Source organism: Mesobacillus subterraneus (assembly GCF_020524355.2).
Classification (GTDB): domain Bacteria; phylum Bacillota; class Bacilli; order Bacillales; family Cytobacillaceae; genus Mesobacillus; species Mesobacillus subterraneus_C.
This window is the reverse complement of sequence record NZ_CP129019.1, coordinates 4,266,028-4,289,095: the sequence shown is the minus strand read 5'-3', so window position 1 is coordinate 4,289,095 and position 23,068 is coordinate 4,266,028. Positions and strand designations below refer to the sequence as shown.

Below are 23,068 nucleotides of genomic sequence, written 5' to 3'. Positions count from 1 at the left end.
GAGGAAAAGTAGAAGAATGACGCTTATTAGAGAGAACCATCACCGGCTGAAAGTGGTTCAGGCCTCTCATTTTTTGAAATGCGCCTCAGAGTCCCTATGCGAAAAGGCAATCAGTGCCTGAGTAGTATCGGGCGGGACCTCCCGTTAACAGGTGAAAGTTGAGGCTATTGTTTTAGGTAGCCTAAACAGAGTGGAACCGCGCATCAAGCGTCTCTGTCGTTTACGACAGGGGCGCTTTTTTATATGGTGTACTGGCCAGGCGGATTGGAGCATGTGCCCGAAGAGGCTGGATTCAGGAGCTGCCGGTCACAAAAATGAAGAACATGTGCCCGAAAAAGCCTGAGGAGAAAGATTTCGGTCACAAAAATGAAGAACATGTGCCCGAAAAAGCCTGAGGAGCAAGATTTCGGTCACAAAAATGAAGAACATGTGCCCGAAAAAGCCCGAAGAGCAAGATTTCGGTCACAAAAACGAAGAGCATGTGCCCGAAAGAGCCGGAAGAGCAAGATTTCGGTCACAAAAACGAAGAACATGTGCCCGAAAAAGCCCGAAGAGCAAGATTTCGGTCACAAAAATGAAGAACATGTGCCCGAAAAAGCCGGAAGAGCAAGATTTCGGTCACAAAAATGAAGAACATGTGCCCGAAAAAGCCCGAAGAGCAAGATTTCGGTCACAAAAACGAAGAGCATGTGCCCGAAAAAGCCGGAAGAGCAAGATTTCGGTCACAAAAATGAAGAACATGTGCCCGAAAAAGCCGGAACAGTATAGTGATGGTCACATAAACCGAACTAATAAGGCTATAACCTAATATCGGCAATAAAGGTGTTAACTACTGAGCAAATTTCAAATCAATTTTTTAAAGAAGGAGGATTTCGCCATGTTTAAGATGATGAAGGAAGACATAGATGTTGTTTTTGACCAGGATCCTTCTGCCAGGAGCGTGCTGGAAGTAGTTTTGACATACGCTGGTCTGCATGCGATATGGTCCCATCGTTTGGCGCATGCTTTCTACAAGCGGAAGTTTTATTTTGTCGCAAGAGCCATTTCGCAAATCAGCCGTTTTTTCACCGGGGTAGAAATCCATCCGGGAGCCAAGATAGGCAGACGTTTTTTCATCGACCATGGAATGGGGGTCGTCATTGGTGAAACGTGTGAGATTGGTGATAATGTGACTGTGTTCCAGGGGGTGACCCTGGGGGGTACTGGCAAGGAGAAGGGAAAACGCCATCCGACTGTCAATGACAATGCTTTGATTGCGACCGGGGCGAAGGTTTTAGGGTCGATTACGATTGGGGAGAATTCTAAGGTGGGCGCCGGATCGGTTGTCCTGAAGGATGTACCTCCGAACTCTACCGTTGTTGGCATCCCTGGAAAAATCGTTATCCAGGATGGCATTAGGGTCAAGAAGGACTTCAACCATCGAGATCTGCCGGATCCGGTAGCAGATCGATGCAAAGAAATTGAAATGGAACTGGTTAAATTGAAAAACGAACTTGACTTAGTCAAATTACAAGAAGAATTGGAAGTTGCGAAGCAAGAAAGGGGCATGGGAAATGGGAATTAAAATTTATAATACACTTACTCGTAACAAGGAAGAGTTTATCCCGCTAGAAGAGGGAAAAGTGAAAATGTATGTTTGCGGTCCTACCGTTTATAACTATATTCACATCGGAAATGCCCGTCCGGCCATCGTTTTCGATACGGTCCGCCGCTACCTTGAGTTCAGGGGCTATGATGTAAATTTTGTTTCGAATTTTACCGATGTCGATGACAAACTGATTAAAGCAGCAAATGAAATCGGGGAAGATGTACCGACAATTGCCCAACGATTCATCGATGCTTACTTTGAGGATGTCCACGCACTTGGCTGCAAAAAAGCCGATGCACACCCAAGGGTAACAGAAACAATGGATTTGATTATCGACTTTATCAGCGCCCTGATTGAAAAAGGCTTTGCCTATGAGTCAGGCGGAGATGTGTACTACCGCACGAGAGAATTCAAAGAATACGGCAAGCTTTCCCATCAATCCATTGAAGAGCTGAAGGTTGGAGCAAGGATCCAGGTTGGAGAAAAGAAACAGGATGCGCTTGACTTTGTGCTATGGAAGACGGCAAAGGAAGGCGAGATTTCCTGGGATAGTCCTTGGGGAAAAGGACGTCCAGGCTGGCATATTGAGTGCTCGGCGATGGCCCGTGAATATCTCGGAGACACAATTGATATCCATGCAGGCGGACAGGATTTGGCCTTCCCGCACCATGAAAATGAAATCGCCCAGTCAGAGGCGTTAACAGGACAGACATTTGCCCGCTACTGGATGCATAATGGATATATCAATATTGACAATGAAAAGATGTCCAAATCACTTGGCAATTTTGTCACAGTCCATGACATCATTAAGCAGATTGATCCACAGGTATTAAGATTTTTCATGATTTCCGTTCATTACCGGAATCCAATCAATTACAGCCAGGAGTTGCTTGAAAAGACAAAGGCTGCATTCGAGCGATTGAAGACATCTTACCAAAATCTGAAGCACCGACTAGGAGCGACTGCTAATCTTACTGATGACAACCAGGAATGGCTGGATAAAATCGGCGGACTTCGTGAGCAGTTTATCAAGGATATGGATGATGACTTTAACACAGCAAATGGCGTTTCCACCCTGTTTGAACTTTCGAAGCTATCCAATCTGTATTTGATGGAGAAAAACACTTCCGAGGAAGTCATCAACGCATTCATGAAGGAATTCGAGATTTTGTTCAGCGTTCTCGGCCTGTCGCTAAAAGATGAGGAATTGCTTGATGAAGAAATCGAAGCCTTGATCGAAAAAAGAACGCAGGCTCGCAAGGACAGGAATTTCCAGCTTGCAGATGAAATTCGTGACCAGCTGAAGGAATTGAATATCATCATCGAAGATACTCCGCAAGGCATCAGATGGAAAAGAGGCTAAATGATGCTGCATTATGAACAAAAAGTAGATGAAAAACAATTGAATAGCCTGGCGCTTGCTTACATGGGTGATGCCGTATATGAACTGTATGTACGCCATCACCTGCTGCAAAGCGGCAAGGTTCGGCCAAACAAGCTGCATAAGGAAGCGACCGCCTATGTATCGGCAAAATCGCAAGCGAAATACCTTCACAAGCTAATCGAATTGGAGAAGCTGTCCGATGCGGAAATAACAATTGTAAAAAGGGGCCGGAATGCGAAGTCAGGATCTGTCCCGAGAAACACCGATGTCCAAACATACCGTTACAGCACAGCATTTGAAGCCTTGATCGGTTCCTTGTACCTAGAAGGCAATGTAAACCGGATTGAGGAACTGATTGCTACAATATTTGCACTTGCTGAAGAATAGAAGGGAGGAAGATTCCATGAGCCAGAAACAGCAACATAAACAAAAACGGAATAATAGGCAAAAGCCAGTTGATGATAAAAAGCGGAAGCCAGCGCGGAATCAGGCACAAAAGTCAGATGATAAGCCTAAGACCAAACCAGCCAGAGGCCAGGATCAGAAACATGAGGCAAGGCGTGACCAAAAACACGATCCAAGACGCGATAAAAAACATGAGCCAAGGCGTGACCAGAAACATGGGCAAAAACCAGACCAAATTCAAGAACAAAACGAAAACCAGGATTACATAATCGGAAAAAATCCGGTGATCGAAGCCTTGAAATCAGAACGTGACATTAACAAAATCCTGATTGCTGAGGGCTCTCAAAGCGGTCAGATGCAGCAGGTCATCGGGATGGCGAAGGAAGCCAATGTCATTGTCCAATTTGTCCCGAAAAAGAAAATCGACCAGCTTGCTGATGGAAATCACCAGGGTGTCATCGCCCAGGTGGCAGCCTATGAATATGCGGAAATCGATGATTTGTTCTCGGCAGCGGAGAAGAAAAATGAGGCTCCTTTCTTTTTGCTCCTGGATGAAATTGAGGATCCCCACAATCTTGGATCGATCATGAGGACAGCTGATGCATCAGGAGCTCACGGGATTATCATTCCTAAAAGAAGAGCTGTCGGACTGACAACAACAGTTGCAAAATTATCAACTGGTGCCATCGAATATATCCCGGTTGCGAGAGTCACGAATATGGCGCAGACAATCGATGAGTTGAAGGAACGCGGTGTCTGGATCGCAGGAACGGATGCATCGGCAAAGCAGGATTTTCGTCAAATCGACGGAGCATTGCCTCTTGGCCTGGTGATCGGCAGCGAAGGTAAAGGAATGGGAAGGCTGATCAGGGACAAGTGTGACTTTCTTTTAAGTCTTCCAATGGTTGGACATGTTACTTCGTTGAATGCATCAGTTGCAGCGGCACTGTTGATGTATGAAGTTCACCGCAAACGTCATCCGCTAGGGGAATAAGAATGGATATCCTGCTTGTTGACGGCTACAACATCATTGGCGCATGGCCGGAGCTGGTCGGCTTGAAGAAGAAAGAACTTTCCGCCGCCAGGGACCGGCTGGTGGAAATCATGGCTGAATATCAGGCATATACCGGCTATCGCGTCATCATTGTTTTTGATGCACATTTTGTATCAGGTAATCAAAAGAAATATAAAAATTATAAGGTGGAAGTTATTTTTACAAAAGAAAATGAAACTGCGGATGAGCGGATTGAGAGGCTGGCGATTGACCTCAGCAACCGCAAAACGCAGATCCATGTAGCCACCTCAGATTACACCGAGCAGTGGGCGATTTTTGGGCAGGGAGCCCTGAGGAAATCAGCAAGGGAGCTGCTTAACGAAACAAATTTAATCAGCAAAAAAATCGAAAAACGGGTGAAAGTAATCCAGGAAAAGAAGCCGAGTGCCAAGATTCCGCTTACAAAAGAAGTGGCAGAAATTTTCGAAAAATGGCGCAGAGGGGAGCATTGACCTGTTGACGCCTTGAAAAAGCCTGCTGTATAATATTTCTAACTGTATGTGCGGGCGGGGGGAAACGAAATGAGTGCTGACATCGCGAATCGTTTAAATGACGCTTATTTGTTGCTGGAAGATGAAGAAATTATTGAAGCAGTGCACAGAGGAGAAAGTGATGCCCTTGATTTTCTGATTCACAAGTACAGGAACTTTGTTCGGGCGAAAGCACGCTCTTATTTCCTGATTGGAGCAGATAAGGAAGACATCGTTCAGGAAGGAATGATCGGCTTATATAAAGCAATCCGTGACTTCCGGGAGGACAAGCTGACATCATTCAAAGCATTTGCAGAATTATGCATCACCCGCCAGATCATTACGGTCATCAAGACGGCTACTAGGCAAAAACATATTCCGCTTAACTCCTATGTTTCCCTGGACAAGCCAATTTATGATGAGGAATCAGACAGGACGCTGATGGATGTTTTATCCGGAGCCAAAGTGATGGACCCCGAAGAGTTATTTATTAATCAGGAAGAGTTTGACCAGATTGAAGTGAAAATGTCAGAGCTGCTGAGTGACCTTGAACGAAAAGTGCTCGCATTATATTTGGACGGACAATCCTACCAGGAAATTTCTGAAGAACTGAATCGCCATGTCAAGTCAATCGACAATGCGCTTCAGCGCGTAAAGCGGAAGCTTGAGAGGTACCTTGAGCTGAGAGAGCTGTCAGTGTAAGCTGAATTGCCGAGAAATAGCCACAAAACTGACTTTTAATCTCCCTTGCACTTATTGACACAAGCTATCAGCCGTGGTATCTTTTTAAAGATATAATAGATGGCGGTTTCATGGAATTAGATTGGAATCAGCCTGTTAAAAGCGGGTGTAGTGTCAATGAACAATAAAGTGACTCTTGCTTGTAAGGAATGCGGTTCCCGCAATTATTCCACAACAAGCAACAAGCAAACGCAAACAGAACGGCTGGAGCTGAAAAAGTACTGCAGCAACTGCGGTGCCCATACAGTTCATAAGGAAACGAAATAAGGTTTTCAGATAGATCATCATATGGAATCCCGATAAGTTGGAGGTTACAAAATGCAGCGCATCACTAATTTTTTCAGTGAAGTTGGACGTGAAATGAGAAAGGTCAGCTGGCCTAGACGCAAAGAACTGACTCGCTACACGATTACAGTTTTGTCTACAGTTGCTTTCGCTGCTCTATTCTTCGCAGTGTTAGACCTTGGTATTTCTGAATTGATTCGCTTAATTCTTGAATAACCACTGCGCACTCATGGTATAATGGAAAATATAAACGCAGGACAAGTTTAAAAGCCCGGATAACGGGTTTTTTATTTGCTTGAAAAATTCGCATTCAATGCCAGGGCTGCAGTGTTCGTATGACAGTAAGGCCCAGGTGTTTGGAAATGGGGAGGGACGGACGATTTAGTCCTCTAAGATGGAAAAGAATTGGTATGTAGTTCATACTTACTCAGGCTACGAGAACAAGGTCAAGACAAATCTTGAAAAGCGCGTTGAAACAATGGGCATGCAAGATAAAATCTTCCGTGTTATCGTTCCTGAAGAAGAAGAAACAGATTTCAAAAATGGTAAAAAGAAAGTTGTTAAGAGAAAGACTTTCCCGGGCTATGTCCTGGTAGAATTGGTCATGACTGATGATTCTTGGTATGTTGTCCGCAACACGCCAGGCGTAACTGGATTCGTTGGCTCTGCTGGTGCAGGTTCAAAACCGACCGCGTTATTGCCTGAAGAAGTGACGTTCATCCTCAAGCGCATGGGAGTTGAGGAGAAGAAGGTTGATATCAACTTCGAACTTGGTGAAACTGTCCAGGTAAGCGAAGGGCCATTTGCCAACTTTACAGGAACTATCGAAGAGATTGATAAGGACAAGGCAAAGCTTAAAGTTCTTGTTAATATGTTCGGCCGGGATACGCCGGTGGAACTCGAATTTTCACAGATTGAAAAATTATAATTTGAAAAAACTTGAATTCAACTTTAAAAAGTGTTAATATTTCATAGGTCAGTATGTCTTGGACGATTGACAGATATATTCAAGTACTTTATTTTATATAAAGACTTTTAAGATGAGTGGGAGGGGAAAATCCCCTATTACCACATCACGGACTTTAAGGAGGTGTGTCTCGTGGCTAAAAAAGTAATTAAGATGGTTAAATTGCAAATCCCTGCTGGCAAAGCCAATCCGGCACCACCAGTTGGACCTGCACTAGGTCAAGCCGGTGTTAACATCATGGGATTCTGTAAGGAATTTAACGCTCGTACAGCTGATCAAGCTGGACTAATCATTCCTGTTGAAATTACGGTTTTTGAAGACCGTTCATTTACATTTATTACGAAAACTCCTCCTGCTGCAGTTCTTTTGAAGGTAGCAGCTGGAATCCAGTCTGGTTCTGGTGAACCAAACCGTAATAAAGTAGCAACAGTCAAGCGTGAGAAAGTACGTGAGATTGCTGAACAGAAAATGCCTGACCTAAACGCAGCTAGCGTTGAAGCAGCAATGCGCATGGTTGAAGGTACTGCACGCAGCATGGGAATCAATATCGAAGACTAATTTCTGCTGCAGAGGATTAAAGGGTTGCGGAGCTGAATTAGATTTCACCCGCAACCTTTTGTCTGAAACGGCGCCTTTAATGGCGCCTTCGCTTTTCGAGCTCTGGTGCTTTGGAAAAAGGTGCCACCGCTTTTCGTTGTCTAGCTCCGGCGCCTAGCCCCCCGACCGCTTCGGTCCGCCCGGTGAAGTCAAAGAATGACATCATCGGTCGGCCCTCCAGCGCTTGTCGGGGCTGGATGAGGCGCCTCCGCTTTTCATCGTGGGAGGTTATTCCGTTAAAACCACAATACAGGAGGAAATAAAAATGGCTAAAAAAGGTAAGAAGTATCTTGAAGCTGCAAAGCTTGTAGATCGCTCTCAAGCATATACAGCTGCTGAAGCAGTTGAGCTTGCTAAAAAGACAAGCACAGTTAAATTCGACGCTACAGTTGAAGCTGCTTTCCGTCTGGGTGTAGACCCTAAGAAAGCTGACCAGCAAATCCGTGGAGCAGTTGTGCTTCCAAACGGAACTGGTAAAACTCAACGTGTACTAGTATTCGCTAAAGGCGAAAAATTAAAAGAAGCAGAAGCTGCTGGCGCAGACTATGTTGGCGATGCAGAATACATCAATAAGATCCAGCAAGGCTGGTTCGACTTTGACGTAATCGTTGCAACACCTGACATGATGGGTGAAGTTGGTAAGCTTGGCCGCGTATTGGGACCTAAAGGCTTAATGCCAAACCCTAAGACTGGCACAGTTACTTTCGATGTAACGAAAGCAGTTAACGAAATCAAAGCTGGTAAAGTAGAATACCGCGTTGATAAGTCTGGTAACATCCACGTACCTATCGGAAAAGTTTCTTTTGAAGATGGCAAGCTTGTTGAAAACTTCAACACAATCTTCGAAACTATGATGAAGGTTAAGCCAGCTGCAGCAAAAGGAACTTACATGAAGAACGTTACGATCTCTACTACAATGGGACCTGGCGTTAAGGTAGATCCTTCAACTGTAAAATAATAGTATTTGACAATTAAAGAAGCATTAGATATAATTCTTCTTGTTGTGAAAATAAAATAACATTTGTACCGCAGACAGCAGGGGCTCTTAGCTTAATAACCTGCCGAGGTCATACGATAGAGCAACAATTTTACTATTGTATACTTCCTCCGTGTCTGTCTTGATGCGGAGGTTTTTATTTGATCGGTATAAATGAAAAATCTACAGGAGGTGTAAGGATGAGCAAAATCATCGAAGTGAAAAAGCAAATCGTTGACGAGATTGCTGGCAAACTAAAAGAAAGCAAATCAACAATCGTTGTTGATTACCGCGGACTTACAGTTTCTGAAGTAACTGAACTTCGTAAAGAACTTCGTGAAGCTGGCGTAGAATTCAAAGTTTACAAGAACTCTATGACACGCCGTGCTGCAGAAGCTGCTGAACTTGCTGACTTAAACACATCTTTAACTGGTCCTAACGCAATCGCGTTCAGTACTGAAGATGTAGTAGCGCCAGCGAAGATTCTTAACGAATTCGCTAAGAAGCACGAAGCGCTTGAAATCAAGGCGGGCGTAGTTGAAGGCAACATCGTTACAGTAGAAGAAATCAAGGCACTTGCAGACCTACCGTCTCGCGAAGGTCTACTTTCTATGCTACTCAGCGTACTTCAAGCTCCAATCCGCAATCTTGCTCTTGCTACAAAAGCTGTTGCAGAACAGAAAGAAGAGCAAGGCGCGTAAGCTAAAAATAATTACCGCTTAACAATAAAAAACTAACCTATTAGGAGGAAACAAATCATGACTCAAGAACAAATCATTGAAGCAGTTAAAAATATGACTGTTTTAGAACTTAACGACCTAGTAAAAGCAATCGAAGAAGAATTCGGCGTAACTGCTGCTGCACCTGTTGCTATGATGGGTGGAGCTGCTGGAGCTGCTGTTGAAGAACAAACTGAATTTGACGTAGTACTTGCATCTGCTGGCGACCAGAAGATCAAGGTTATCAAAGTTGTTCGTGAAATCACAGGTCTTGGTCTTAAAGAAGCGAAGGAAGTTGTTGACAACGCTCCTAAAGCTCTTAAAGAAGGCGTTTCTAAAGAAGAAGCTGAAGAAATCAAAGCTAAGCTTGAAGAAGTTGGAGCTAACGTCGAAGTTAAGTAATCAACCTTACAATAAAAAGCTCGCTGCTACAGCGGGCTTTTTTTTCGCTTTTATTTTTTGAAGGCAAATTGGAAGAGAACTTTTGAAATAAGTAGAAATGTCCAGGTTCAGCGCTTGTCAGGGCTGACCAAGGCGCTTCCGCTTTTCGCTTTTGCTTTTTAATTTTAAAAAGTTTATAATACCGCAGTAGCAATGCAATCCGCGATCGCATTCTTCAAATGAATCCCCGTGGAGGTGAGAGATTTTGTCTGAACATTATTACTCCCGCAAACCCAGCACTGAAAGCAATCCTTCGAAATGGGAAAGTGAATTGAAGGGGAATAGCTTCCGCTTTAAGACTGACACTGGAGTTTTTTCGAAAAAGGAAGTTGATTTTGGGTCGAGGTTATTAATTGACACTTTTGAGTTGAATAAAAACGATGGTGTGATTCTCGATGTCGGCTGCGGCTATGGACCGATCGGCCTTTCGTTAGCCAAGGCTTATCCAGAAGCGATTGTCCACATGGTGGATGTCAATGAAAGAGCGATTATGCTTGCTGAGGAAAATGCGTCCGAAAATAAAGTGACCAACGTGAAGATCTATGAAAGTGACCGGCTGACTGGAGTGGTGGAAAAAGAATTCAATGCAATTCTGACGAACCCGCCGATTCGTGCCGGAAAAAAAGTCGTACATGATATTTTTGAACAAAGTTTTCTGCATCTAGCTAAAGGTGGAGAGCTATGGGTCGTCATCCAAAAGAAACAGGGTGCGCCGTCCGCGATGGAAAAAATGAAAGAGTTATTTAACGATGCTGACATTGTGGCGAAAAGTAAAGGTTACTTTATTCTCAAATCTGTTAAATGTTGACGTGAGAAAACCGCTATGTTAATATTATAAAATGCCAATATATTAGTTTTCTTTTCAATTGCTATTTTCATCGAAAGTTGTATAAATTTGGGCATAAAGGGAAAACTAACAAAATAATTGTTCGTTGCAGGAAATGTGGTTTTTAGGTGAAAACCCTTTTTCTTTTTGTCTTTTGAAATGGAGGAAACTTCATGGACAAGACAGGGATAGATGAATAATAACGCTTGATTTGAGGGGTGAATCAGTTGACAGGTCAACTAGTTCAGTATGGACGACACCGCCAACGTAGAAGTTATGCTCGCATCAGTGAAGTTTTGGAATTGCCGAATTTGATTGAAATTCAAACCTCTTCCTATCAGTGGTTTCTTGATGAGGGCCTCCGTGAGATGTTCCAGGACATTTCACCGATTGAAGACTTTACTGGTAACTTATCGTTAGAGTTTATCGATTACAGTCTTGGCGAACCGAAATATCCAGTGGAAGAATCGAAAGAAAGAGACGTTACTTACTCTGCACCATTGCGAGTAAAGGTCCGCCTTGTGAATAAGGAAACAGGTGAAGTGAAGGACCAGGATGTCTTCATGGGCGATTTCCCGCTTATGACAGAAACTGGCACGTTTGTCATTAACGGTGCTGAGAGGGTTATTGTTTCCCAGTTAGTGCGTTCACCGAGTGTGTACTACAGTGGAAAACTTGATAAGAACGGGAAGAAAGGGTTCACTGCGACCGTTATTCCTAACCGTGGCGCCTGGTTAGAGTATGAAACAGATGCCAAGGATGTTGTATATGTAAGGATCGATCGTACGAGGAAACTCCCTGTTACGGTTCTTTTGCGTGCATTAGGGTTCGGTTCTGATCAAGAAATCATTGATCTGATCGGTGATAACGAATATATCCGTAATACTCTTGAAAAAGACAATACGGAAAGTACGGAAAAAGCGCTTCTTGAAATTTACGAGCGTCTCCGTCCAGGCGAACCGCCTACAGTTGACAATGCAAAAAGCCTGCTGGTATCAAGATTCTTTGATCCAAAGCGCTATGACCTTGCCAATGTAGGGCGTTATAAAATCAATAAAAAGCTTCATATTAAGAACCGTTTATTCGGGCAAAAGCTTGCAGAAACATTAGTGGATCCTGAAACAGGAGAAATCATTGCCGAGAAGGGCGTCACTTTAGACCGCCGCACACTCGATAAGATCATACCTGCGCTGGAGAAGAATGTTGGCTTCAAGGATTTCAGTCCGTATGGCGGCGTGGTTGAAGAGGATGTAACGCTGCAAAGCATTAAAATCTATTCTCCGAATGATGTTGAGGGCGAGAAAGAAATTAATGTTTTAGGAAACGCGTATGTCCCTGAACCGATTAAAAATATCACACCTGCTGATATCATTTCATCCATCAGCTACTTCTTTAACTTGCTGCACGGTGTTGGCGATACGGATGACATCGACCATTTAGGAAACAGACGCCTTCGTTCTGTTGGTGAACTGTTGCAGAACCAATTCCGAATTGGTTTGTCCAGAATGGAGCGTGTAGTTCGTGAAAGAATGTCCATCCAGGACACAAATACGATTACACCACAGCAATTAATCAATATCCGCCCGGTCATTGCGTCCATTAAAGAGTTCTTTGGAAGCTCTCAGCTTTCACAGTTCATGGACCAAACAAATCCGCTGGCTGAATTGACACATAAAAGGCGTCTCTCTGCATTGGGACCTGGTGGTCTTACACGTGAACGCGCTGGTTTCGAAGTGCGTGACGTTCACTATTCCCACTACGGACGTATGTGCCCGATTGAAACGCCGGAAGGTCCAAACATCGGTTTGATCAACTCACTTTCAAGTTTCGCGAAGGTTAACCGCTTCGGATTCATCGAGACTCCGTACCGCCGCGTTGATCCGGAAACAGGTAAAGTGACAAGCCATTTTGATTACTTAACAGCTGATGAAGAAGATAACTATGTAGTGGCACAGGCGAATGCTCGTCTTGCTGATGATGGTTCTTTCATTGATGATGAAGTAATTGCCCGTTTCCGCGGAGAAAACACTGTTGTTAAGCGTGATCGCGTCGATTATATGGATGTATCACCTAAGCAAGTTGTGTCCGCAGCGACTGCTTGTATCCCGTTCTTGGAAAACGATGACTCCAACCGTGCGCTGATGGGTGCGAACATGCAACGACAGGCAGTTCCGTTAATGCAGCCGGAATCACCAATCGTAGGTACGGGAATGGAGCACGTGAATGCAAAGGATTCCGGTGCTGCCGTAATCTGTAAGCATGAAGGAATTGTAGAACACGTTGAAGCTCGTCAAGTATGGGTTCGCCGTGTTACTGAAGTAGACGGACAGGAAGTTAAGGGAGACCTTGATAAATACCGCATGCTTAAGTTCATTCGTTCGAATCAGGGTACTTGCTATAATCAGCGCCCGATCGTAAGTGTTGGTGACCGTGTAGTAAAAGGAGAAATCCTTGCTGACGGACCATCAATGGAAAAGGGTGAACTGGCACTTGGACGTAATGTCCTTGTCGGCTTCATGACTTGGAACGGCTATAACTACGAGGATGCGATCATCATGAGTGAGCGCCTCGTTAAGGATGATGTGTATACATCAATCCATATAGAAGAATATGAATCAGAGTCACGTGATACTAAGCTTGGACCTGAAGAAATTACACGTGATATTCCGAATGTCGGGGAAGATGCATTGAGAAACCTTGACGAACGTGGAATCATCCGTGTCGGTGCTGAAGTGAAAGATGGAGATCTTCTTGTAGGTAAGGTAACGCCTAAAGGAGTTACTGAATTGACTGCGGAAGAACGTCTCCTCCACGCAATCTTCGGTGAAAAAGCAAGGGAAGTCCGTGATACATCATTGCGTGTTCCACACGGCGGCGGCGGGATTGTCCTTGACGTCAAAGTGTTCAACCGTGAAGATGGCGACGAGCTTCCTCCTGGCGTTAACCAGCTTGTCCGTGCTTACATCGTTCAGAAGCGTAAGATTTCTGAAGGTGACAAAATGGCAGGACGCCACGGTAACAAAGGGGTTATCTCTAAGATCCTTCCGGAAGAAGACATGCCTTTCTTGCCGGACGGAACACCAGTCGATATCATGCTTAACCCACTAGGGGTACCATCTCGTATGAACATCGGTCAGGTTCTTGAGCTTCACCTTGGTATGGCAGCGCGCTACCTTGGAATCCATGTTGCCTCACCGGTATTCGATGGCGCTCGCGAGGAAGATGTATGGTCAACCATCCAGGAAGCCGGTATGGTCCGAGATGCGAAAACAGTCCTTTATGATGGACGTACAGGTGAACCATTCGATAATCGTGTATCTGTCGGTGTCATGTATATGATCAAGCTCGCTCACATGGTAGACGACAAGCTTCATGCTCGTTCTACTGGACCTTACTCACTTGTTACGCAGCAGCCACTAGGCGGTAAAGCCCAGTTCGGCGGACAGCGTTTCGGGGAGATGGAGGTTTGGGCGCTTGAAGCATACGGCGCTGCTTACACATTGCAGGAAATCTTAACTGTCAAGTCCGATGATGTTGTTGGACGTGTTAAAACATATGAAGCCATTGTAAAAGGTGAAAACGTACCAGAACCAGGCGTTCCTGAATCATTCAAGGTATTGATGAAAGAACTGCAAAGTCTTGGTATGGACGTCAAAATCCTATCAGGCGATGAAAAAGAGATTGAAATGCGCGATTTTGATGATGAAGAAGAATTGCAGCATGCAGAAACACTGACAATTGCTCCTGAAACAGAAGAAATGGGTTCTGAAAAAGTAGGAATGAAAGAATAGGTCCATCTAATTGGCACACGTGAACAAACAGTTGAATAACAGTATTGTCCACGTGTGTTCCTTTTTGGGATGACCATAAGGGTAAAACCCTAGATTAAAAGGGAGGTAGGCCCCTTGCTAGATGTTAATAATTTTGAGTACATGAAAATTGGCCTCGCTTCACCCGACAAGATCCGTTCATGGTCTTTCGGTGAGGTTAAAAAGCCGGAAACAATCAACTATCGTACTTTAAAGCCAGAAAAAGACGGCTTATTCTGTGAGCGTATCTTCGGACCGACGAAGGACTGGGAATGTCATTGCGGAAAGTACAAAAGAGTCCGCTATAAAGGCGTAGTCTGTGACCGATGCGGTGTTGAAGTAACACGTGCGAAAGTCCGTCGTGAAAGAATGGGACACATCGAGCTTGCAGCTCCTGTTTCTCACATTTGGTATTTCAAAGGAATTCCTAGTCGCATGGGATTAGTCCTTGATATGTCTCCGCGCGCGCTTGAAGAGGTTATTTACTTTGCTTCGTATGTAGTAACGGAAACTGGCGACACAGCTCTTGAGAAGAAGCAGTTGTTGTCAGAGAAAGAATACCGTGCTTACCGCGAAAAATACGGAAACAAGTTCCAGGCTGCCATGGGAGCAGAAGCAATTAAAAAACTGCTTTCAGATATCGACCTTGATAAAGAAGCAGATATGCTGAAAGAAGAATTAAGAACAGCACAAGGCCAGCGTCGTACACGTGCGATCAAGCGTCTTGAAGTAGTTGAAGCATTCCGTGGATCTGGCAATGAGCCATCTTGGATGATCCTTGATGTGCTGCCTGTCATCCCGCCGGAGCTTCGCCCGATGGTACAGCTTGACGGTGGACGTTTCGCAACTTCCGACCTGAATGACCTGTATCGCCGTGTAATCAACCGTAACAACCGCCTTAAGCGTCTTCTTGACCTTGGTGCTCCTAGCATCATCGTCCAGAATGAAAAGCGTATGCTGCAGGAAGCTGTTGATGCGTTGATCGATAACGGCCGCCGCGGTCGTCCGGTAACTGGACCAGGTAACCGTCCATTGAAGTCCCTTTCTCATATGCTGAAGGGTAAGCAAGGTCGTTTCCGTCAAAACCTACTTGGTAAGCGTGTTGACTACTCAGGTCGTTCGGTTATCGTTGTAGGTCCTAACCTGCATATGTACCAGTGCGGACTGCCGAAAGAAATGGCTCTTGAGCTATTTAAGCCGTTCGTCATGAAAGAACTTGTACAAAAGGGATTAGCCCATAACATAAAGTCTGCCAAACGCAAAATCGAGCGCGTACAGCCTGAAGTCTGGGATGTGCTTGAAGATGTCATCAAGGAGCACCCAGTATTGCTGAACCGTGCCCCTACTCTTCACAGACTTGGAATCCAGGCATTCGAGCCTACATTAGTCGAGGGACGCGCAATCCGTCTTCACCCGCTTGTATGTACAGCTTACAACGCTGACTTCGATGGTGACCAGATGGCGGTTCACGTTCCACTTTCTGCTGAAGCACAGGCTGAAGCACGCTTATTGATGCTTGCTGCTCAGAACATCCTGAACCCTAAGGATGGCAAGCCGGTTGTTACTCCTTCACAGGATATGGTTTTAGGTAACTATTACCTGACTCTTGAAAGAGAAGATGCTGTTGGCGAAGGCATGGTCTTTAAAGATGCGAATGAAGCATTGATTGCATACCAGAATGGCTATGCACATCTTCATACTCGTGTTGCTGTTGCCGCATCATCACTTGGCAACCAGACATTCACTGAAGAACAAAATGGCCAGCTCTTGATCACGACAGTTGGAAAGCTGATTTTCAATGAAATCCTTCCAGCGTCATTCCCTTACATCAATGAGCCTTCTAAGCAAAACCTTGAGGAGGAAACTCCAGAGAAGTATTTTGTGGAAAAAGGCGCAGATGTAAAGGAAGTCATCAAGTCTATGCCATTGGTGGATCCGTTCAAGAAGAAAATTCTTGGGAACATCATTGCTGAAGTATTCAAGAAGTTCAAAATCACTGAAACATCAAAAATGCTTGACCGTATGAAGGGGCTTGGCTTCACATACTCGACTAAAGCGGGTATTACGGTTGGTGTAGCTGATATCGTGGTTCTTAAAGAGAAGCAGGAAATCATTTCAGAAGCACAAACAAAGGTAGATAATGTTCTTAAGCAGTTCAGACGCGGTTTGATTACCGAGGATGAGCGTTATGATCGCGTTATTTCTATCTGGAGCCAGGCGAAGGATAATATCCAGGCTAAGCTGATGAAATCACTAGATAATTCAAACCCTATCTTCATGATGAGTGACTCCGGTGCCCGTGGTAACGCGTCCAACTTCACGCAGCTTGCTGGTATGCGTGGTCTGATGGCTAACCCGGCTGGACGGATCATCGAGTTGCCAATCAAGTCAAGTTTCCGTGAAGGTCTGACAGTATTGGAATACTTTATCTCCACTCACGGTGCTCGTAAAGGTCTTGCCGATACAGCACTTAAGACTGCTGACTCAGGATACCTGACTCGACGTCTTGTAGACGTAGCGCAGGATGTCATTGTGCGCGAAGACGATTGCGGAACAGATAGAGGCTTATTCATCAAGTCGCTTAAAGATGGTACAGAAGTAATTGAACCACTAGATGAGCGCTTAATTGGCCGTTATGCAAGAAAGGCAATCAAGCATCCTGAAACGAAGGCTGTGATTGTACCTGAAAACGGACTAATCACGGAAGACTTGGCTGTCGAAGTAACGGAAGCTGGAATCGAAGAAGTATGGATTCGCTCCGCTTTCACATGTAATACACGCCACGGCGTATGTAAAAAGTGTTACGGACGCAACCTTGCGACTGGCCAGGAAGTTGAAGTTGGCGAAGCGGTCGGTATCATTGCTGCCCAGTCAATTGGTGAGCCAGGAACACAGCTTACAATGCGTACCTTCCACACAGGCGGTGTTGCAGGAGACGATATCACACAAGGTCTTCCGCGTATCCAGGAATTGTTCGAAGCTCGTAATCCTAAAGGGCAAGCTGTCATCTCTGAATTGGAAGGTGTCGTAGTCGGCATCAACGAAGGAAAAGATCGTCAGCAGGAAATCGTCATTCAAGGTGAAATCGAAAGCCGCACATACAATGCGCCATATACAGCACGCCTAAAGGTTGCTATAAATGACCATGTAGCCCGCGGTCAGGAACTCACTGAAGGATCGATCGATCCTAAGGAACTTTTGAGAGTCAAAGACGTTCAATCCGTGCAGGAATACCTGTTGAAAGAAGTTCAAAAGGTATACCGTATGCAGGGTGTTGAGATCGGCGACAAGCACGTAGAAGTAATGGTGCGCCAGATGATGCGCAAAATCAGGGTAATCGACGCTGGTGAAACCGATGTACTTCCAGGCACATTGCTTGAAATCCATCAGTTCACTGACGCCAACCGCAAAGCACTTCTTGATGGCAAAATGCCGGCAACAGGACGTCCAGTACTGCTTGGTATCACAAAAGCATCACTTGAGACGGATTCATTCTTGTCTGCTGCATCCTTCCAGGAAACAACAAGAGTGCTTACAGATGCTGCGATCAAAGGCAAGCGAGATGAACTTCTCGGCCTGAAAGAAAATGTTATCATCGGTAAACTCGTTCCAGCGGGAACAGGCATGCAGCGCTACAGAAGAGCTGAGCCAATCGCAATGGAAGAAGAAAATGCCGAAGATGCAATCACTGTAGAATAAAATAAGAAGCGCGGTGCTTTCTGCCACGGCAGAAAGTGCCGCCTTTTTAAAGAAAAAAGAATTATTCTATGAATAAAAGGAACATTTCAGCGAAAAAGTTTTTAGATGTTGTTGACATCCCTTGCACTAGATGTTACTATTTCAAAGGTGCTCCTATTTACCGGTTACTTTGGAGGATATCATGTCTTATGAAAAAGTAGCTCAGGCTAAAAAGATTATAGTAGGATCAAAGCAAACAGTGAAAGCACTGAAGGCTGGCGAAGTAATCGAACTGGTCGTCGCGACAGACGCTGACGTGAAAGTGACAGCAAACCTATTGCAGACTGCCAGAGAAATGAACACCGCCATCACCTATGTCGACTCTATGAAAAAATTAGGGAAGGCGTGCGGGATTGCCGTTGGGGCTTCAGCTGTAGCGATAACCAAGTAAAAACTGTTTTTGCAGTGGACTGCAAGAACGTTGTTTTTTGTAAAAAAATGAACCACCTGGATGTGTGGGCTTACACAAAATGTGAAGGGAGGAAAAAGATCATGCCTACAATTAACCAATTAGTGCGCAAGCCACGTAGCTCAAAGGAGGAGAAGTCAAAATCTCCTGCGCTAAATAAAGGTTACAACAGCTTCAAGAAAGCACAAACAAACGTTTCATCTCCACAAAAGCGTGGTGTATGTACTCGTGTTGGTACTATGACTCCGAAGAAGCCAAACTCAGCGTTGCGTAAATACGCTCGTGTACGTTTGACTAACGGAATCGAGGTAACTGCTTATATCCCAGGAATCGGGCACAACCTTCAAGAACACAGTGTTGTTCTTATCCGCGGAGGACGTGTAAAAGACTTACCGGGAGTACGTTACCATATCGTACGTGGAGCTCTTGATACTGCTGGTGTTAACAACCGTATGCAGGGACGTTCTAAGTACGGTACTAAGAGACCAAAAGCAGCTAAGAAATAATAAACCAAAAACTATCAACCCTTTTTGAAAGGAGGAAATAACATGCCACGTAAAGGTCCAGTTGCAAAAAGAGACGTATTGCCGGATCCGATTTATAACTCAAAGCTTATCACTCGCTTGATCAACAAGATGATGATCGATGGCAAGAGAGGTAAATCACAAAAGATCCTTTATTCAGCTTTTGATATCATTCGTGAGCGTTCAGGCAAAGAGCCAATCGAAGTATTCGATGCAGCTCTTAAGAACATCATGCCTGTTCTAGAAGTAAAAGCACGCCGTGTAGGTGGAGCTAACTATCAAGTACCAATCGAGGTGCGTGCAGATCGCCGTACTACTTTAGGTCTTCGCTGGTTGGTAAACTACTCACGTCTCCGTGGGGAAAAGACAATGGAAGAGCGTCTAGCTAACGAAATTCTTGACGCTGCTAACAACACTGGTGCTTCTGTTAAGAAGCGCGAAGATACACACAAAATGGCGGAAGCAAACAAAGCATTCGCTCACTATCGTTGGTAGAATTACCTTCAATCTAATAACATTCACACTAGGAAGGAGAAAGACCAAATGGCAAGAGAGTTCTCCTTAGCAAAAACTCGTAATATTGGAATCATGGCTCACATTGATGCTGGTAAAACAACAACAACTGAGCGTGTTCTTTATTATACTGGCCGTATTCACAAAATCGGCGAAACTCACGAAGGTGCTTCTCAAATGGACTGGATGGAGCAGGAACAAGAGCGTGGAATCACGATCACTTCTGCTGCAACAACAGCTTCTTGGAAAGAACACCGCGTTAACATCATCGATACACCAGGACACGTAGACTTCACTGTTGAAGTTGAACGTTCTCTTCGTGTACTTGATGGTGCAGTAGCTGTACTTGATGCACAGTCAGGTGTTGAGCCTCAAACTGAAACAGTATGGCGCCAGGCTACTACTTACGGAGTTCCACGTGTAGTATTCGTTAACAAAATGGATAAGCTAGGCGCGGACTTCCTTTACTCTGTTTCAACTATTCACGATCGCCTTCAAGCTAATGCTCACCCGATCCAATTACCGATCGGTGCTGAAGATGAGTTCGAAGCTATCATCGACCTAGTTGAAATGAGAGCAATCTTCTACGGTAATGACCTTGGTACAGAAATCACTGTTGGGGAAATTCCAGAAGAGTATATGGCTAAAGCTGAAGAATACCGTGAAAAGCTAGTTGAAGCGGTAGCTGAGCTTGATGAAGAGCTAATGGAAAAATACCTTGGCGGAGAAGAGCTTACAGTCGAAGAGATCAAAGCTGCAATCCGTAAAGGTACTACAAATGTTGAGTTCTACCCAGTTATCTGTGGATCAGCATTCAAAAACAAAGGTGTTCAGCTAATGCTTGACGCTGTAATCGACTACCTTCCATCTCCGCTTGATGTACCTGCGATCCAGGGCCATCTTCCGGATACAGAAGACGTGGTTGAGCGTCACTCTGACGACAGCGAGCCATTCTCGGCTCTTGCGTTCAAAGTTATGACTGACCCTTATGTTGGTAAGTTAACGTTCTTCCGCGTTTACTCTGGTACTCTAGATTCTGGATCTTATGTCCAGAACTCAACTAAAGGAAAGCGTGAACGTATCGGACGTATCCTTCAAATGCACGCGAACAGCCGTCAGGAAATCTCAACGGTTTACGCTGGCGACATCGCTGCAGCTGTTGGTTTGAAAGATACAACTACTGGTGACACTTTATGTGACGAAAAGTCTCTAGTAATCTTAGAGTCCATGCAGTTCCCAGAGCCTGTAATCCAGTTATCAGTTGAGCCTAAGTCAAAAGCTGACCAAGACAAAATGACAACTGCATTGCAAAAGCTTCAAGAAGAAGATCCTACATTCCGTGCACACACTGACCAGGAAACTGGACAAGTTATCATCGCTGGAATGGGTGAACTTCACCTTGATATCATCGTTGACCGTATGCGTCGTGAATTTAAAGTGGAAGCAAACGTAGGTGCACCTCAGGTTGCATACCGTGAAACTTTCCGCGAATCAGCTAACGTTGAAGGAAAATTCGCTCGTCAATCCGGTGGACGTGGTCAATACGGACACGTTTGGATCGAATTCTCTCCAAACGAAGAAGGAAAAGGCTTCGAATTCGTTAACGGCATCGTCGGTGGTGTAGTTCCACGTGAATACATCCCTGCGGTTCAAGCTGGTCTTGAAGATGCTCTAGATCGCGGAGTTCTTGCAGGATATCCACTTGTTGACATTAAGGCAAGACTGTTTGACGGTTCTTACCACGATGTTGACTCCTCTGAAATGGCGTTTAAAATCGCTGCTTCAATGGCACTTAAGAATGCGGCTTCTAAGTGTAAGCCAGTCATACTTGAGCCTGTCATGAGGGTAGAAGTTGTTATCCCTGAAGAATACCTTGGAGATATCATGGGTATGATTACTGCTCGTCGCGGACGCGTCGAAGGTATGGATGCTCGTGGTAACGCACAAGTTGTTCGTTCGATGGTTCCACTTTCAGAAATGTTCGGTTATGCAACTGCTCTTCGTTCAAGCACACAAGGACGCGGTGTATTCTCAATGCACTTCGACCACTACGAAGAAGTACCTAAGTCTGTTTCTGAAGAAATCATCAAAAAAAATAAAGGTGAATAATTGATTTTCACCTTTTAATCAAGTATAACTACTAATGTAAGCATAACGCTGTGGAATAGGTGATCCTGTTCCACGGCACATTATAATATACTTAATTTTCATATATTAAAGGAGGATTTTTCTAATGGGAAAAGCTAAATTCGATCGTTCTAAGCCACACGTTAACATCGGTACAATTGGTCACGTTGACCATGGTAAAACTACTCTAACTGCTGCTATCACTACTGTTCTTTCTAAAGTAGGCGGCGGTGAAGCACGCGGATATGACCAAATCGACGCTGCTCCAGAAGAGCGCGAGCGCGGAATTACAATCTCAACTGCACACGTTGAGTATGAAACTGCAACTCGTCACTATGCACACGTTGACTGCCCAGGCCACGCTGACTATGTTAAGAACATGATCACTGGTGCTGCACAAATGGACGGCGGTATCCTTGTAGTATCTGCTGCTGACGGCCCAATGCCACAAACTCGTGAGCACATCCTTCTTTCTCGTCAGGTAGGCGTACCTTACCTTGTTGTATTCATGAACAAGTGTGACATGGTTGACGACGAAGAACTTCTTGAACTAGTAGAAATGGAAGTACGTGACCTTCTTTCTGAATACGACTTCCCTGGCGATGACATTCCAGTTATCAAAGGTTCTGCTCTTAAAGCTCTTGAAGGAGAGCCAGAATGGGAAGAAAAAATTAACGAGCTTATGGCTGCAGTTGATGAGTACATCCCAACACCAGCACGTGACACTGAAAAGCCATTCATGATGCCTGTTGAGGACGTATTCTCAATCACTGGCCGTGGAACAGTTGCTACTGGCCGTGTTGAGCGTGGAGTAGTTAAAGTCGGTGACGTTATCGAAATCATCGGTATGACTGAAGAGCCAAAATCAACTACTGTAACAGGTGTTGAAATGTTCCGTAAGCTTCTTGACTATGCAGAAGCTGGAGACAACATCGGTGCACTTCTTCGTGGGGTAGCTCGTGAAGATATCCAACGTGGACAAGTACTTGCTAAGCCAGGTTCTGTTAAGCCACACACAAAGTTCACTGCTGAAGTATACGTTCTTTCAAAAGAAGAAGGTGGACGTCACACTCCATTCTTCACAAACTACCGTCCACAGTTCTACTTCCGTACAACTGATGTAACTGGTATTTGTAACCTTCCTGAAGGCGTAGAAATGGTTATGCCTGGTGACAACATCGAAATGACTGTTGAACTAATCGCTCCAATCGCTATCGAAGAAGGAACTAAGTTCTCAATTCGTGAAGGCGGCCGTACTGTAGGCGCTGGCGTTGTAGCTTCAATTCAAGAGTAATTTTAATAAAACAATGAAAGCGGCTGGATGACGATTCAGCTGCTTTTTTTTTATTGGGTTGAAAATGTAGGATGCGTGTATCAAGTCTCTATCTAATACTAGAATTAACTTGATCAATGTTTTGATGGTAGGAAGATGACAACACCGATATTGATGTGAGGATAAAACAAGATCGTAAGAGATTAACGTCAGATTAAAGAA

22 protein-coding genes and 2 other annotated features (1 of these 24 cut by a window edge) are annotated in these 23,068 nt (G+C 44.7%); of the genes, 21 read left to right on the top strand and 1 reads right to left on the bottom strand.

The window, feature by feature from the left end:
• Positions 1-218: a binding site (T-box leader), on the top strand; it begins 14 nt to the left of the window's first position.
• 659 nt (positions 219-877) lie between these two features.
• The 10 genes from epsC to rplK all read left to right on the top strand — a co-directional run bounded on the left by epsC (position 878) and on the right by rplK (position 7,452).
• Positions 878-1,564 (top strand): serine O-acetyltransferase EpsC, encoded by a 687-nt coding sequence (gene epsC, locus LC048_RS22410; protein WP_226606660.1) that lies wholly within the window; start codon positions 878-880, stop codon positions 1,562-1,564.
• On the top strand, positions 1,554-2,951 hold the full coding sequence (gene cysS, locus LC048_RS22405; protein WP_226606658.1) for a cysteine--tRNA ligase: 1,398 nt from the start codon (positions 1,554-1,556) through the stop codon (positions 2,949-2,951). The genes epsC and cysS overlap by 11 nt, the downstream gene beginning before the upstream one ends.
• Before the next feature lie 3 nt (positions 2,952-2,954).
• Positions 2,955-3,359 (top strand): Mini-ribonuclease 3, encoded by a 405-nt coding sequence (locus LC048_RS22400; protein WP_226606656.1) that lies wholly within the window; start codon positions 2,955-2,957, stop codon positions 3,357-3,359.
• Between the two features lie 253 nt (positions 3,360-3,612).
• The gene (rlmB, locus tag LC048_RS22395; protein ID WP_226606687.1) at positions 3,613-4,371 is read left to right on the top strand and encodes a 23S rRNA (guanosine(2251)-2'-O)-methyltransferase RlmB; all 759 of its coding nucleotides are present in this window, start codon (positions 3,613-3,615) and stop codon (positions 4,369-4,371) included.
• Between the two features lie 2 nt (positions 4,372-4,373).
• A complete protein-coding gene (locus tag LC048_RS22390) occupies positions 4,374-4,883 on the top strand; it encodes an NYN domain-containing protein (protein WP_226606653.1) in 510 nt (169 codons plus the stop codon).
• A 69-nt stretch (positions 4,884-4,952) separates the two neighbouring features.
• Entirely contained in the window at positions 4,953-5,603 is a 651-nt protein-coding gene (gene sigH, locus LC048_RS22385) for an RNA polymerase sporulation sigma factor SigH (RefSeq protein WP_306048831.1), read from the top strand.
• A 156-nt stretch (positions 5,604-5,759) separates the two neighbouring features.
• Positions 5,760-5,909: a 50S ribosomal protein L33 gene (gene rpmG / locus LC048_RS22380; protein ID WP_031308209.1), complete on the top strand. Its 150-nt coding sequence runs from the start codon at positions 5,760-5,762 to the stop codon at positions 5,907-5,909.
• Positions 5,910-5,960: 51 nt separating this feature from the next.
• The gene (gene secE / locus LC048_RS22375) at positions 5,961-6,143 is read left to right on the top strand and encodes a preprotein translocase subunit SecE (RefSeq protein ID WP_041966537.1); all 183 of its coding nucleotides are present in this window, start codon (positions 5,961-5,963) and stop codon (positions 6,141-6,143) included.
• Between the two features lie 178 nt (positions 6,144-6,321).
• The gene (gene nusG, locus LC048_RS22370; RefSeq protein WP_102265214.1) at positions 6,322-6,855 is read left to right on the top strand and encodes a transcription termination/antitermination protein NusG; all 534 of its coding nucleotides are present in this window, start codon (positions 6,322-6,324) and stop codon (positions 6,853-6,855) included.
• Between the two features lie 171 nt (positions 6,856-7,026).
• On the top strand, positions 7,027-7,452 hold the full coding sequence (gene rplK / locus LC048_RS22365; protein WP_142999694.1) for a 50S ribosomal protein L11: 426 nt from the start codon (positions 7,027-7,029) through the stop codon (positions 7,450-7,452).
• A gap of 76 nt (positions 7,453-7,528) precedes the next feature.
• On the opposite strand, the gene LC048_RS22360 is transcribed toward rplK, so the two are convergent.
• Positions 7,529-7,657 (bottom strand): hypothetical protein, encoded by a 129-nt coding sequence (locus LC048_RS22360; RefSeq protein WP_264188532.1) that lies wholly within the window; start codon positions 7,655-7,657, stop codon positions 7,529-7,531.
• Between the two features lie 99 nt (positions 7,658-7,756).
• On the opposite strand from LC048_RS22360, the gene rplA reads away from it, so the two are divergent.
• The 11 genes from rplA to tuf all read left to right on the top strand — a co-directional run bounded on the left by rplA (position 7,757) and on the right by tuf (position 22,867).
• Positions 7,757-8,449 carry a 50S ribosomal protein L1 gene (rplA, locus tag LC048_RS22355; RefSeq protein WP_226606648.1) on the top strand — a complete coding sequence of 231 codons (693 nt, stop codon included), beginning with the start codon at positions 7,757-7,759 and terminating at the stop codon, positions 8,447-8,449.
• A gap of 50 nt (positions 8,450-8,499) precedes the next feature.
• Positions 8,500-8,636 (top strand) — a sequence feature (ribosomal protein L10 leader region).
• Between the two features lie 31 nt (positions 8,637-8,667).
• Positions 8,668-9,168 (top strand): 50S ribosomal protein L10, encoded by a 501-nt coding sequence (gene rplJ / locus LC048_RS22350; protein ID WP_226606645.1) that lies wholly within the window; start codon positions 8,668-8,670, stop codon positions 9,166-9,168.
• Between the two features lie 57 nt (positions 9,169-9,225).
• Positions 9,226-9,588 (top strand): 50S ribosomal protein L7/L12, encoded by a 363-nt coding sequence (rplL, locus tag LC048_RS22345; RefSeq protein ID WP_023626441.1) that lies wholly within the window; start codon positions 9,226-9,228, stop codon positions 9,586-9,588.
• 244 nt (positions 9,589-9,832) lie between these two features.
• Entirely contained in the window at positions 9,833-10,435 is a 603-nt protein-coding gene (locus tag LC048_RS22340; protein ID WP_226606642.1) for a class I SAM-dependent methyltransferase, read from the top strand.
• A gap of 245 nt (positions 10,436-10,680) precedes the next feature.
• The gene (gene rpoB / locus LC048_RS22335; RefSeq protein ID WP_306048824.1) at positions 10,681-14,244 is read left to right on the top strand and encodes a DNA-directed RNA polymerase subunit beta; all 3,564 of its coding nucleotides are present in this window, start codon (positions 10,681-10,683) and stop codon (positions 14,242-14,244) included.
• A gap of 114 nt (positions 14,245-14,358) precedes the next feature.
• Positions 14,359-17,961, top strand: coding sequence for a DNA-directed RNA polymerase subunit beta' (gene rpoC, locus LC048_RS22330; protein ID WP_226606636.1), 3,603 nt, complete (start codon positions 14,359-14,361; stop codon positions 17,959-17,961).
• Positions 17,962-18,142: 181 nt separating this feature from the next.
• A complete protein-coding gene (locus tag LC048_RS22325) occupies positions 18,143-18,391 on the top strand; it encodes a 50S ribosomal protein L7ae-like protein (protein WP_226606633.1) in 249 nt (82 codons plus the stop codon).
• Between the two features lie 101 nt (positions 18,392-18,492).
• Positions 18,493-18,915, top strand: coding sequence for a 30S ribosomal protein S12 (gene rpsL / locus LC048_RS22320; protein ID WP_023626436.1), 423 nt, complete (start codon positions 18,493-18,495; stop codon positions 18,913-18,915).
• Between the two features lie 42 nt (positions 18,916-18,957).
• Positions 18,958-19,428: a 30S ribosomal protein S7 gene (rpsG, locus tag LC048_RS22315; protein ID WP_041966528.1), complete on the top strand. Its 471-nt coding sequence runs from the start codon at positions 18,958-18,960 to the stop codon at positions 19,426-19,428.
• Positions 19,429-19,476: 48 nt separating this feature from the next.
• Complete coding sequence (gene fusA / locus LC048_RS22310) at positions 19,477-21,555, top strand: elongation factor G (RefSeq protein ID WP_226606631.1); 2,079 nt, start codon at positions 19,477-19,479, stop codon at positions 21,553-21,555.
• Between the two features lie 124 nt (positions 21,556-21,679).
• Positions 21,680-22,867 carry an elongation factor Tu gene (gene tuf / locus LC048_RS22305; RefSeq protein WP_215033429.1) on the top strand — a complete coding sequence of 396 codons (1,188 nt, stop codon included), beginning with the start codon at positions 21,680-21,682 and terminating at the stop codon, positions 22,865-22,867.
• The last annotated feature ends 201 nt before the right edge of the window (positions 22,868-23,068 follow it).